Annotated in this window: 12 protein-coding genes; 3 read left to right on the plus strand and 9 right to left on the minus strand. The window is 34.1% G+C overall.

Annotated elements, in window-relative coordinates:
* Window positions 1-10: 10 nt before the first annotated feature.
* On the minus strand, window positions 11-535 hold the full coding sequence (locus K6119_RS10340) for a hypothetical protein (RefSeq protein ID WP_221838793.1): 525 nt from the start codon (window positions 533-535) through the stop codon (window positions 11-13).
* Window positions 536-794: 259 nt separating this feature from the next.
* Between K6119_RS10340 and K6119_RS10345 the strand changes: the two genes are divergently transcribed.
* On the plus strand, window positions 795-1130 hold the full coding sequence (locus tag K6119_RS10345) for a hypothetical protein (RefSeq protein ID WP_221838794.1): 336 nt from the start codon (window positions 795-797) through the stop codon (window positions 1128-1130).
* Here K6119_RS10345 and K6119_RS10350 read toward each other — a convergent pair.
* The 5 genes from K6119_RS10350 to K6119_RS10370 all read right to left on the minus strand — a co-directional run bounded on the left by K6119_RS10350 (window position 1127) and on the right by K6119_RS10370 (window position 8346).
* On the minus strand, window positions 1127-1870 hold the full coding sequence (locus tag K6119_RS10350; RefSeq protein ID WP_221838795.1) for a hypothetical protein: 744 nt from the start codon (window positions 1868-1870) through the stop codon (window positions 1127-1129). The genes K6119_RS10345 and K6119_RS10350 overlap by 4 nt on opposite strands.
* Entirely contained in the window at window positions 1867-2892 is a 1026-nt protein-coding gene (galE, locus tag K6119_RS10355; RefSeq protein WP_221838797.1) for a UDP-glucose 4-epimerase GalE, read from the minus strand. Before galE ends, K6119_RS10350 begins: the two co-directional genes overlap by 4 nt.
* Before the next feature lie 45 nt (window positions 2893-2937).
* Complete coding sequence (locus tag K6119_RS10360; protein WP_221838799.1) at window positions 2938-6576, minus strand: toxin-antitoxin system YwqK family antitoxin; 3639 nt, start codon at window positions 6574-6576, stop codon at window positions 2938-2940.
* 97 nt (window positions 6577-6673) lie between these two features.
* The gene (locus tag K6119_RS10365; protein WP_221838801.1) at window positions 6674-7303 is read right to left on the minus strand and encodes a YceI family protein; all 630 of its coding nucleotides are present in this window, start codon (window positions 7301-7303) and stop codon (window positions 6674-6676) included.
* A 56-nt stretch (window positions 7304-7359) separates the two neighbouring features.
* Window positions 7360-8346, minus strand: a complete 987-nt coding sequence (locus tag K6119_RS10370; protein ID WP_221838803.1) for a YihY/virulence factor BrkB family protein — start codon at window positions 8344-8346, stop codon at window positions 7360-7362.
* 103 nt (window positions 8347-8449) lie between these two features.
* On the opposite strand from K6119_RS10370, the gene K6119_RS10375 reads away from it, so the two are divergent.
* Window positions 8450-9319, plus strand: a complete 870-nt coding sequence (locus K6119_RS10375) for a bestrophin family protein (RefSeq protein ID WP_221838804.1) — start codon at window positions 8450-8452, stop codon at window positions 9317-9319.
* On the opposite strand, the gene K6119_RS10380 is transcribed toward K6119_RS10375, so the two are convergent.
* The 3 genes from K6119_RS10380 to K6119_RS10390 all read right to left on the minus strand — a co-directional run bounded on the left by K6119_RS10380 (window position 9309) and on the right by K6119_RS10390 (window position 12555).
* Window positions 9309-11006 carry a toxin-antitoxin system YwqK family antitoxin gene (locus tag K6119_RS10380; RefSeq protein WP_221838805.1) on the minus strand — a complete coding sequence of 566 codons (1698 nt, stop codon included), beginning with the start codon at window positions 11004-11006 and terminating at the stop codon, window positions 9309-9311. The two genes, K6119_RS10375 and K6119_RS10380, sit on opposite strands and share 11 nt — an antisense overlap.
* Window positions 11007-11048: 42 nt before the next feature.
* Complete coding sequence (locus K6119_RS10385; protein WP_221838806.1) at window positions 11049-11714, minus strand: LysE family translocator; 666 nt, start codon at window positions 11712-11714, stop codon at window positions 11049-11051.
* A gap of 67 nt (window positions 11715-11781) precedes the next feature.
* Window positions 11782-12555 carry an exodeoxyribonuclease III gene (locus tag K6119_RS10390; protein ID WP_221838807.1) on the minus strand — a complete coding sequence of 258 codons (774 nt, stop codon included), beginning with the start codon at window positions 12553-12555 and terminating at the stop codon, window positions 11782-11784.
* 120 nt (window positions 12556-12675) lie between these two features.
* On the opposite strand from K6119_RS10390, the gene radA reads away from it, so the two are divergent.
* Window positions 12676-14040: a DNA repair protein RadA gene (gene radA, locus K6119_RS10395; protein ID WP_221838808.1), complete on the plus strand. Its 1365-nt coding sequence runs from the start codon at window positions 12676-12678 to the stop codon at window positions 14038-14040.
* Window position 14041: the final 1 nt, after the last annotated feature.

The following is a 14041-nucleotide window of genomic DNA, read 5'->3' on the forward strand; positions in this document are numbered from 1 at the left end:
TTGCAGACTATTAGCCATTATTCTTTTTAATATGCTTAAGGTTTTCATTCATGCGTTTTGCTATTTCATCATCATAGCCTAAAACGGCATTAGGAAAATGAGTTGATAGAAAATCAAAAATTCCTTTGACTCTTTTCTTTTTAATAGATATTGTGTGTAGTTGACCATTATCAGCATATGCATAAATATAATGATCACTGCCTCCTCCCTTCACTGATGTAACATGCTCATATATCCAAATAAGATAACCTTTATTTCCTTCATTAATCGCAGCTACAATTCCGTGCTTTCCATTTTTAATATCCATTGTGGATTTGATAGATTGAAACAAAATAAATCCACCTATTAAAATACAAATGGCGATTAACACCCACAATACAATTAAACCTCCAACTCCTACCTCATCCATTTCACTATCTGCACCAGACAAAATCAACCAAAGCATAAACACCCCAAACAACAATATAAAGGTTGCAATGATGGATTTTTTTGTGTTAGATTTTCCTAGAATCTTTTTAAAATCAGCTAATTCCATAGTCGTTATTTGATTTCAATTTAGAATATTTTTCCCAAATATCTTTTTGCATTATTCGCAAATAATTGTAGTTATCTGCAAAATTCAATTCTCATATTGGCTTTTATCACCATAATTTTGGTTCAATCAAAAAACTAAAAAAATGAAAAAGCATCAATATTCATCTTTAAAGAGAGCAGAGCTTATTGCCTGGTTTCTTTTTCTATGTGTTGGGGTCATGTATATCATATTGGCATTAGTAATTCAAAATTTTTAGACTATGGAACTGAATAAAACAGAAGCAAACATTTTAAAGAACATTGGTTTAAGCATAGAAAATGGTTGCGTAGAGATTACAGATATCTTAAAGAAAAGAAAACATCAACTTGCTCTTTCAGAGATTGGCAAGATTCGGATAAAAATTAACTGTTGGTTTGGGCAAAGGTTGATCCAAAAATTCAAACCTACATGTAAAAGAAGTAAAGCAAGAATTTACAAAATGACCATTATAAGCTGGGATACAGAAAAGTTGAAGGTTTTAATTAAGGTAAGTAATCCAAAAATGTACAAAGAGGTTTTAAATAAACTCAACATTTATTTTTACCATGCATCTTAAAACCAACCGATACTAATTCCGGCACCAAATAGTTGAAGTTTACTACTTTGATCATGATTGAACAAGAAGGCCATATCATAGTAACCAAATAGCATGATATTGTCTACACCAATTCTGATTGTAGGACCATAATGCAGGTGATTGATATCAGGAAAATTGAACTCTTTGTATTCAGCTCCTTCAATTCTATGTTTGTGATAATATTCAAACATATAACCTGCTTTGAAACCCGGATAAAATTTAAATTTTCCTCTTTCTCTGGCCGCTCTGAATCTCAATTCAAATGGAACTTCAACAAAGTTAAAAACAGATCTATTGATCCATCTTTTTGGACCGGTATACGGATTTAGCTGAGTATAATAGGTATTGTCGATATTCACAAAATCTAAGGAACCATTTGACCTAATATTAAAGTGGCTATAGCCTAAACCTATTCCCATACCAACGCGTCCCTTTTTTTCAAAAGGCACATCAAACATCAAGTTAATAGCATGTCCTATAGCGTAGAATTTAGTTTTAACACCATTGGTTTCCCCTATCCATGAATTCCAGAAAAAGTCAGTATTGAAACGATCAAATTTATCTGCGCGCTCAGGTGGAGGCGCCCAAATTCCGCTATACATTCGCATTATTCCGGGTTTACGCGTTTCAAAAGGATGACGTCTATCCTTTTTCTTATCTTGCGCAAAAAGTGGAGCTACTAATAAGCAGAGGATCAATATGGAAATAATTTTTTTCAAGCTTCTATGTTTTGCTCCCAGTTCCAGGAATGCTTTAGGGCATCAGCCATTGTGTATTTGCAATGCCAGTTTAACACATTATTTGCTTTGGCAGCATTGGCCCAAATTTGTTCTACATCACCCGGCCTGCGATCACCAATTTGGTAATTCACTTTCACCTGGTTCACATTCTCAAAAGTATGTATAATTTCTAAGACAGAACTTCCTTTTCCTGTACCCAAATTAAAAGGCTCACATACTGATGAACTTTGCTTAGCCAACCAATTCAATGCCTTTACATGAGCATCAGCTAAATCAACCACATGAATATAATCTCTAATACAGGTTCCGTCAGCAGTGTTATAATCATCACCAAAAACAGTTAATTTTTCTCTTATGCCTTTCACTGTTTGCGTGATGTAAGGAACAAGATTATTAGGAATCCCCTGTGGAAGCTCACCAATTTTCCCTGAAGGATGAGCGCCAATAGGATTAAAATACCTCAACAGGCAAATTTTTAATGCTTGACCCGATTGCACTGCAAATTGAGCTAATTGCTCACATGCAATCTTAGTAGCACCATAAGGTGACTCTGCTTTTTGGATTGGAGTATGTTCATCTACAATGGGATTATCAGGTTCACCATAAACCGTACAAGAAGAAGAAAACACCAATTGTTCTACATTGAATTTCTTCATGGCATTGAGCACAACACACATTGAAGTGATATTGTTTTCATAGTACATAACCGGTTCAGCAACTGATTCACCAACTGCCTTGTAAGCTGCGAAATGAATTACACCAACTATTCCTTTATTATCAGCAAAAACTTTATCTATATCTGTTTGGGAGGTACAATCAACAGTATAAACTTTGAGTGATTGATTGGTAATGTCATTCAACCGATCAATGATCCATTCTTTTGAATTTCTAAAATCATCTATGATAATTGGTTCATATCCTGCATTAACAAGTTCTACTACAGTGTGAGAACCAATATATCCAGCACCTCCGGTTACAACAATTTGGTTATTTGCGCTCATATTTCACGTAAAAATAAGAAATGAGCTCAAATAGTAATAAATGCACTACTGATTTAATATTGCACTTAAGTTGGATGATCTGAGTATTGCATTGTCTTTATAGAACATCACTGATAATTCAAGATGATTTTTTAGATTATCAATTTTGTCTTCTGTGAATTGAAATGAATTAGGGTCAATACAGAAATCACCAATAAAATTCAATCCACTTAAATCACCCTGCAGCCATCTTCCCTGTCTTTGACCTTTTTCATAAAGTCCGGTTTCATATAATCCTCCATCTCTATCATAAAACTTCCACACACCAGTAGCCAAGCCATCCTTCACCTCTCCTTCTGCTTGTAAAACACCGGTTTCATAGAAATACTGCACCTTTCTTGATGGATACTTTTCACCTGTTGACAGATCTTCTAAAATTACCATTTGACGTGTTTCATAATGATCTGCAAACTCACAGTTATACTTTGAAAACACATCTGTTATTGCCGCTTTATAAACAGCCGCCCCGTTTTCATATTTAGTATAAATTCCATAGGTTGCTATCTCTCCCATTCCAGCTATTTCCATTGTATCCTCAACGTAATCCACCGTAAAAGTCAAATTGCCTTCGGGTTGATAAAACTCCCAAACTCCAAATTTCTCAAAACTATTTTGTCGTTTGATTTTAATGGTTTTCATCACTCCTTTTGACCTCAAACTGCCATCTGCATAAAATCCTTTGAAATCAACCTCCACCTTCTTAAATGATTTCATTATACTGTCTCGGAATACAGGCTTAGGCATCAAATAACTTGGATCATAAATTTGTGCCACTACTCCAATAGATCTTACTATTGTAGTATCATAAGTTACTTCGGCAATTTTAAAATCCTTGTTGTAAAGTACTTCTTTTACAACTAAACCGTTCTCCAAGTATTGATCTACAGATTTCAAAGCATCATATAAGTTCACTTTTATTTTACCTGTGTAAAATCCGTTCTCAAATCTTCCGGTATCTGATTTAAAAATGTAATCTCCATCAAACACACCATCCTTAAAATGGAAAGTATATTTTTCAAATTTGGCAGAGTCAACTTCTCTTTGATCTATTATTTTATAGAGTTCACCTTCTTTATATTTAAACACAACTTCTGAGTTGTTTTTCCCATTTTGATGGTAGGATAACCAAAGATTCATTTTGAAATTGTCGTAGTACGAACCATAACCTCCACGGCCGTGGAATCTTCTGTTATAATAATCTGGAAAAATAGGAAACCCAGTGCTGTAGTTCCATCTCAACTCATAAGGTTTACCATCAACATACTTGTGAATTGATTTTTCATCCCCAATTTCATTGTACCTTCTTATTTGAGATACCGCACCATTTTCATAAGTAACTGAGGTTTCAACAAAGTGCTTTTCAGGGATTTTAACCTTCTCTAACTTTACCTTACCGTTGCTTTTGGTTTTTCTATTATAGATATTGAATTTTGGCGACCAGTAATATATTTTACCCGTCCCAACAGGTTTTCCTTTTTCATAAGTTATCTCAACCAACAGTACTTTTTTGTTGTTATAGTATTTCCAAACTCCTTCTCTATAACCATCCACAAATTCCCCTTCTACTTTTACAATTTGATGATCCTTAAAATAATCCTGATCAATAAAAGGAATTCCTTCATATAAATCAGGCATTAAATCGAAACGATCCATTTGATACATGACGCCAAAACCATCCAACATTTTATGATAGTAGATTCCTCTGTCAGACATTGGCAAAACAAACTTGTTCTTCTTTTTCTTGTGTTTGAATTTTGTTTTATCGTATTTAAAACTAACATCTACTTCCCCAGTGATTGGAGCATTTTCAAACATATACTGGGTGCTTTCCATTGTAAACTGACCATTTTCAATACTGTTCATATTTCTAAAAGAAAGGGTATCTCTCAAATTAATAAACATGGTGTTTGCCAATTTTTGATTTCTGAAATGAGGTACGTAAACATTGTTGTTTCCTAAGCCTGAACTGGATGGAAGTTTGCTTCTTGGAGTTTCTACTACTAAATCGTACTGATTTTCTTTGTAATTGGTAGTAAAAGATTGTGAAACCCTAAAATCTTCATATTGAAAAGTGGTTTTTGCTTTACCATAAGTAAATGTGCTATCAAACTGCTCAGTATACATCAGCTGAAAAGGGTAATAGGACTTATAGTTATAAGAATATCTTTCGTAATGGGTTCTAGTAAAATTTTGAGGATCGTATACTGTTTCTGTGATCAATCCATTATTGTAACTACCGTCATGTCTCAATACCATTACCAATGGTTCGCCATCCTCTTTAAACGTTCCCCAGTTTTTAGAATAATCGAAATACTGATAATAACTTGAATATCTCTTATCAAAAGCAGAGGTTAATTCATAACCTTTGTACCTAATAAAATACTCAGGATTTGGTTCGTAAGGCGTATTGTATTCATCCCTTCTTATGTGATCAACTTTCCCACTCTTTTTATAGTATTCATATACGTACTCTGAATTAACCGTATCAACCCAATAATAGTAAGACGGATTTCCGTTTTCCCAGTATAAGGTATCAAACTGGAGCACGTCATTTTCATCTACATAATATGAAAATAGCTTTTTACCATTTGCATGAAAAAACTCTCCTTTACTAGCAACATGTATATCTCCACTGTAGTTTTTATACCGGTTATTCAATAAACTTCTACCGATATATTTATCAGTATAAATTCCGTTCGCTTCAGGAACATGAAAAGATTTTCGTTTATACCAGTAAACACCAGTTTTCCAAATACTTAAATTAGAAATATCTGCTTCTTTGTGAATCTCCATTGTTTCACTTGCAATCAAAATTCCTTTATTACTGTACTGTTTCCAAACACCAACCGGATCTCCATTTTTATAGAATTTAATTCTTACCAGCTGATCATCCCTAAAATATTTGGTAGTATTATGCCTGTCATTGTCTTTTGAACTGTACTCATTAACTACTCTTGATACATACTTTTTCTTGGTTCTTAGTTCACTTTTGTACTTAATTAAACCATTCTCATATACAAGACTATCAATAGATTTTCCGGGTTTTTTAACATCCGTTCTTAATTTTAATCCATGTAATACACCCTCTTTATAGTTTTCCTCAACGCCACGGTGCTGGTACAACCATTTACCTTCTTTCAAGTTATTTACAAACTGTCCTTTTACAATCGTATCACCAGCAGGAGATAAAAAACGAATGGGACCGTTTAAGTTTTGATCTTTTATTGTAAATACCGCATATGGAACAATTGAATCGTTGAAATGATTGACCATATCCCAATCTATTTTTCGTTCCTCATACATCCAGGTTTTGCGATTTAAAAAGGTACGCGGAACTCTCAAAATTTGATAATACTCACCATCAGGTAAATTGTGCAGTGGAATTATTACATCTTCTAAAGGCAAAGTACTTAACCTTCCATTATTGGTTAAAATGGAAAACTGATAGCCTTTTTCTATTTTATAATATTCAAAGGCCTGATAGTTTCTTGTTCTATGGTTATCATTCTTGCTTTTGTAGATATCACCTTCTTTTTCATAAGGATATATTTTATACCATTTTCCGTGATGTAAAACAGAATCAACTTCAATACTAAATGCGCACAATGAAATAAACAGTGAGAGTAGCAGGACAGAAATTTTCATAATTTGGGTTTTGTAATGGCTATAACAATTTCAGAAGCGATATGTTACAAAAAAAGAGGCCCTGGAGCCTCTTTAGTAGTAATTGTATGATGTACGCTTATTTACATTCTTTTTTCAAAGTCGTTTTTACAGCAATATTTACATCAGACCATAATTTGTTCACTCCATCAGGACCTGTATGTTTTTCTTCACAAACAACTCCTAAAGAATCAATAGCTACCTGACCTTCAAAATCAAGGATATCTATTGTAGTTTTCATTGTAATGGTTTCACCATCTACAGAAACTTCACCGTCATAATCAACTCCTTTACCGTTCATTACAATGTTCACAGATGCTTTATTTGCATCAATTGAATTAATGGTTCCGGATAACATTTCAGACTCGGCCATATTTCCGAAGAAAGAGTTTTTAATCTTACCGTCTCTAACAGCATCTTGACTGTTTATTGAACTAACAGGGATTTCAAAAGTTGCACCTGAAAGTACTCCAAACATGTCTTCACTTTCTGACGCAGTAACATTGATTTGATCAAATGTTCCGTCTACACCAACTTTCTCACTTAATTTAAAAGCTGTCCATGTTAATACTGTTGAGTTTTCATCATATGAATAGGTACAAGTTTCTTCTGCTACTTCTTCTTGTGTTTCTTCGGTTCCTTCTTCACCTCCACCGCATGCAATCATAGCGGGAATAAGACCTAAAACCAATAGTTTTCTTGTTTTCATTTTTTGGATCTTTAGATTTTTCTTTAAAGTTATTCATTTATTTAACAACTATCCTATCAAGTTGTTTTATCATATCTTTTTTCTAAAGCGTCTAAATTGTTAAGCTTTTTTTGTTGAATTGCTCCGTGAATACTTGCGTTAAGTTCAAAACCAATAAGCAATGCAAATGAAATCATGTAAACATATAGCATCACCATAATAAATGTTCCAAGTGAACCATAAAGAGCATTGTAATTAGCAAAATTACTTATGTACAATTGGTAGAAAATTGAAATCACAACAATTAGGAAAAATGCCAAAGACGCTCCGGGTGAAAAAAATGTGAATCCCTTTTTTTTTCTAGGTCCAAAATAATATATGAATGCCACCATACTATACACAAAAAGGCCGAGAAAAATAATGTCAGTTGTGATGTATATTTCTGTAAAATAATCATTGATCAAATTGCTGGAATCTGCCCAAATATTGAATCCTTTTCTCACTAAAATGAGCATATAAAAAACAGCAATCAGTGCTACTAAAAACACCACAACGAATCCAAAGGACACCAACCTAATAGACCACCACTTTTCTCTTTTTGCAAACTCAATTTTTGAACTATTAAAAGCTTTGATCAAAACGTTAAAACCGTTGGATGCAAAATATAGTGCAAATACGAACCCAAAAGAAATGAGAGAACTGACTGAGGAGTTTTCATATTCATCCATTCCCTTCATTAACTCAGCCACTAACTGGTCAGGAATCAAAGCACTCACAACCGGTGCTATATCACTTTCTATTGAAATACCCGGCGTGTAAGAAGTTAATACCACCAAAACTAAACCGAAAGGAATAATCGCTAGAAAAAAGTGAAATGCTACGGCGCCTGCCCTCATTCCAATTAAACCTTTTCTTAATGAATACAAAAAGAAGAAGATTATTTCCCAAAGAGAAACTCCTTGAAATCCCGGCAGTTTAATTTTACGAGCAACATGAATGAATTTACGCAAGTAAACCACACGTATTATTCGCCCAATTCTATTCAACTTCTCCGAAATTGCCATATCAGCAAAGATATACGCATTATTGAATGAGATGTTTAACTGAGGAGCACAAAAATTTGAATCATTGATTTTATTAATTTTGAACTGATATCAAATTATTGAAATGATTAAGTACAATCCAAAAACCTGGTTCAGGCATATTTTTCAAATTAACAAAACAGATACTTTGTTTATTCTGTGGTTGGAACTTGTTATCATTTCTGTAATTACAGCCGGTATTGCATGGATAAAAATCAACTATTATCCCGACTCTACAATGACAAGCTCTTTAATTGGAGTTTACTCTTTAGTAGGATTTGTATTGTCCCTTTTGTTGGTTTTTAGAACAAACACTGCATACGATCGTTGGTGGGAAGGACGCAAAAAATGGGGTGAAATGGTAAACAACACTCGAAATTTAGCGATTAAATTAAGTGCATTACCCATTGACCAATCTGATAAGGATTACCTGGGAAGGATGATTTCTAATTACGTTTTTGCTATGAAAGAGCACTTACGTGAAGGCGTTAAGCTGGAGGAACTAGACATCACCAAAGAAGAAAAAGTTGCTTTAGTAAGCAAGGGACATATTCCTAATTACATTGCAAAACTGATTTATAAAAGACTTCACGAACTTAAAGACAGAGGTCAAATAACAGAAGAAGAATTTATAGTACTTGATACGAATCTTAAAACCTTTTCAGATATCATTGGTGCCTGCGAGCGTATTAAAAATACCCCCTTGCCATTTTCATACAGTAACTTTTTAAAGAAATTCATCTTCATTTATGTTACATCTATGCCTTTGGCATTTGTTAATGCTTTTGGATATTACTCAGTTCTGATAACAGTCTTTGTATTTTATGTACTGGTAAGTATGGAGCTACTGGCAGAAGAAATTGAAGATCCTTTTGGAACAGATCCAAACGATTTGCCAACTGATGAATTAGCGGATAAAATTATGTATAATGTATCAGAAATACTTAAGGACTAAAAGTCTTTGGTTTTCCATCAACCCCTAATTCAACTCCGTCTTCGAAAGTTTTTTCAATAACTATTTTGCCTCGTTTATCAAAAACGTACATTTTGCCATGTTTTAGTCCGTCCTTATAATTGATTTCTGTAGTAATATAACTTGGTCTCCAATTGTATAGTAACATTTTACCATCCAATCTGCCCTCTTTATACGTTACGATTCTCTCAGGTTTTGCACCTCCAGGAAAGTAAAACACCCATTGACCTTCTTCTTTACCATTTTTATAATCTCCCTCATGCGTTTTTTTACCATCTTTTTGAGAGTAAAAAATCCAGTGTCCGTCTTTCACACTTTCTTTTAAAGTACGCTTTGAAAAAGGACCATATTTTACATGCTTCTTGTAATTAATTATTTTGTACTGACCTACTTCCAGTAATCTACCTTTATCTGAGTATCTCACCCACTCTCCGGTTTTAAGATCATTTTTATACTCGCCTTGAAGGTGCAACTTACCTTTTGGAAAATAAGATCTCCAAATTCCATTTAAATGACCCATGTCAAAATCGGCTTCATTCTTCAATTGACCGGTATCATAAAACTGCTCCCAATGTCCATGTTCTTTACCTTCTACAAAAGTTCCTTCTTTCAACAATTGTCCATTTTCATACCATGTTTTCCAAACCCCATCTTCCAAATCGTTCTTATATTCACCTTCTTTCCAAGTGCTTCCGTCTTTATAAAAGAACTCCCATTTACCATCTCTCAATCCTTCCTTAAAAGGACCTTTCATACTCAATTGAGTAGAATCGCCGGCAATCCAATACTGCCACAAACCATCTTGCTTACCATCAATAAAACTACCCTCCATGTCTTTGGTTCCAACATTTGTATACCATGTCCACTTGCCAACTTTTAATCCGTAATTGAACTCACCGGTAATATTGATTTTACCATTGTCATAATACTTTTTGTATTTGCCGTGCAATTCATCACTGACGTAAGAAACCGTTCTGTCTATTCCTCCTAGATAATAATAGTAGGTCCAATCTCCAACTTTATCACCTTCTTTGTACTGCCCAATTACAAAGGGTTTTTGTGTAGGTGTGTATTCTTCAAAATCACCATCTCTTAAACCATCTTTATAAGTATAAAAATCCTGTAAATAGCCTGTAGGATAATACCTGATAACTCTACCATTCCCTTCTTCTAAAGTATGCGTACTATCAATTAGCCAAAAGTCTTTTACATAGGTAATAGAATCCACATTTTCTTCAATCATCTTGTGGTAACCATTATCGTAATAGTATTTCCACTCACCCAAAGGACGATCATTTTTATAATATCCCTCCGTTTCAATTTGACCGTTCTCATACCAAGAAGTGTAAGTAGAGTCTTGTTTACCCATGTTGAAATAACCCTCTTCTTTTTTCTTTCCATTTGGGTAATAACTAACAACTAATCCATTTAACTCTCCTTTGAAATAATTCTGAATTTCTTCTAATCTACCTTGACGATCCCAATACTCCCATTTACCATGTTTCAATGTTGTTTCACCATTGTATAAATCGGCATAGTAAAAACCACGACTTCTCATGGTTGATTTTTCAAAGTCCCAAAAATCAACTTGCATTCTTGGTTTTGGTTTTGTTTGACCAAAAGAAACAAGCGAAATAAATAAAGTAAGTACAAGAAGATGAATCTTCATTTCAAGGTATTTTTTATGATATAACTATGGGAAGTTAAATTGTTACTGATGTTCAGCTCTCATTAAGAATCCCTGGGTCAAGAACAAAACACCAAAAGCAATGAGTACTATTCCCAATGCCAAATTTAAGTGTCTCATCCATGCAGGTGTGAGTACTTTTCTCAATTTTTTTGCACCAAAGATTTTTAATACATCAATTGAGAAAAAGGTAACAAGGATAATGGCTATGTATCCAAAAATTTCTTGAGTTCTATCTAATCCCATTGATACCGGCGCTTTTGGCAAGATAGACATCAAGGTCAACCAATAAAATAATACGCCCGGATTAACTGCATTAAAGGTGAAGCCCTTTAGGCAAGTCATTAGATAATTTCCTGCAGATAACTGGCTGGTTTCTTCGAGTTGTTTTTTGGTAATAGTTGGTTTTTTCTTTCTAACATTTACAATTCCAATAAAAACAAAGAAAATTCCTCCAACGATTCTCAACAAATAACTATGCTCACTTTCCATGAGTGCTGTTACTTGATTAAAGAAAATAAAGGCAATTCCTAAATAAACAAGATCACTCAAAAGTACGCCCAGATCAAACCAAAGAGCAGCTTTAACACCCTTTGTGATACTAGTTTCTAGCAAAATAAAAAATGCCGGGCCAATCATGACACTTAGCAACAATCCGTAGCCAATTCCGGTAAATATAAATTCAAACACTCAGTTTAATTTGGAATTACAAAGTTATAAGTTAAGTTTAGCTTATAAGATGATAAATGTTAGTTCTTTACAATTTAACATCTAAATCTAATAAAATAGGACAATGATCCGAGTGAACTGCTTCAGATAAAATCACCGATCTGTTCAATTTTTCTCCCAAATTATCAGTAACAAAGTGATAATCAATTCTCCAGCCCAAATTCTTTTTTCTAGCTCCAGCTCGGTATGACCACCAGGTATAATTATGAGGTTCTTTGTTTAAATGTCTAAAAGTATCAATGAATCCTGTATCCAAAAACTCGGTCACCCATTCTCTTTCTTCCGGTTTAAAGCCCGAAGTATCTTTGTTTCTATCAGGATTATGAATATCAATAGCCGTATGACAAATATTTACATCTCCGGAAATTAACAGCTTAGGTCGTTCTTTTTTAAGCTCATTGGCATACTTGATAAAATCTGCCAAAAACTCCATTTTAAAAGCTTGCCTTTCATCTCCGGTTGTTCCACTTGGGAAATAACAACTCAAAACAGAAAAATCTCCATAATCTGCTCTCAAAACTCTTCCTTCTGCATCATATCTTTCAATTCCACATCCATATTCTACATGATCAGGTTCTGTTTTTGAAAAAATAGCAACACCGCTATATCCTTTTTTCTCTGCTGAATGCCAGTATGATTTGTATCCTGCTTCTTCAAATATTGCTACATCTAATTGATCTTTTTGAGCTTTTGTTTCTTGTACACAAACAACATCAGGATCAACAGATTTTAACCAATCCATCCAATCTTTTTTCAATGCAGCCCTGATACCATTAACATTATACGATACGAATTTCGCCATGAATCTTGTTTACAAATTATTTTAAAAGAGTGTCTAATTTAATGTAATTTCAAAGATCAATTTTTATGATCGTAAATAGTTTACGGATATACGCTCACATTTTTGAGCACAAACATTTATATGGCCAAGGTTAAAACATCATTTTTTTGTCAGAATTGTGGAGCTGAATCTCCCAAATGGGTTGGAAAATGTGCTTCATGTAATGAATGGAACACCTATGTTGAAGAGGTAATCGACAGACCAAAAAGTGCAACTCCTTTTTCTTCATCCAGTTCACAACGTGCGTCAAAAGCTCACAGTTTAAATGAAATTGAAAAGAAAATTGAGCGCAGAATTGAATTAAAAGATGTAGAACTTAACCGTGTGTTAGGAGGTGGAATGGTTCCCGGTTCATTAATTCTTTTTGGTGGTGAACCCGGAATTGGAAAATCCACTTTATTACTTCAAATGGCCATTCAAGAGACTGATAAAAAAATACTCTATATATCTGGTGAAGAAAGTGAGCAGCAAATTAAAATGAGAGCTGATAGAATTGGAATTGGCAATGACAATTGTTTTGTTTTGACTGAAACTTCTATGCAAAATGTGTTTCTGCAAATTGAAGCCGTTGAACCTGACATTCTGATTATTGATTCTGTTCAAACTATGCATTCACAAAACATTGAATCTTCACCCGGAAGTATTTCGCAAATCAGAGAGTGTACAGCTGAATTGTTACGATATGCAAAAGAATCTGGTACACCGGTGTTTTTAGTTGGACACATTACCAAAGAAGGCTCACTTGCAGGTCCAAAGGTATTAGAACACATGGTGGATACTGTCTTGGTTTTTGAAGGAGACAGAAATCATGTTTACCGCATCATTAGAAGTGTAAAAAATAGATTTGGATCTACGAATGAATTAGGGATTTATGAAATGCATGGTGCCGGTTTACGTGTAGTTGAAAATCCATCTGAAATTTTACTCTCCAATAATGAAGAAAATTTATCCGGGATTTCAATTGCTTCTACTTTAGAGGGAATTCGTCCAATAATGGTTGAAGTTCAGGCTTTGGTTAGCACTGCGGCATACGGTACACCTCAACGTTCTTCTACAGGTTATGACTTGCGAAGGTTAAACATGCTTTTAGCAGTTCTTGAAAAAAGATGCGGATTTAAATTAGGCGCAAAAGATGTTTTCCTAAATATTGCGGGCGGAATTAAAGTGAATGATCCGGCTATTGATTTGGCTGTAGTTTGTGCTATCATGTCATCTAACGCCAATATTCCAATTAACAAAAAAATCAGTTTGTCTGCCGAAATCAGTTTATCCGGAGAAATAAAGCCGGTTAACAGAATGGACCAACGTATTTCAGAAGCTCAGAAATTAGGAATGGAGCAGATTATCATTTCAAAATACAACAAGGGGATTCACCAAAAAGATTTTGAAATTGAAATTGTCAAAGTTGGAAAAATTGAAGACGCAATCAGAGCTATTTTTGGATAAA

The organism is Paracrocinitomix mangrovi (assembly GCF_019740355.2).
Lineage (GTDB): Bacteria > Bacteroidota > Bacteroidia > Flavobacteriales_D > Crocinitomicaceae > Paracrocinitomix > Paracrocinitomix mangrovi.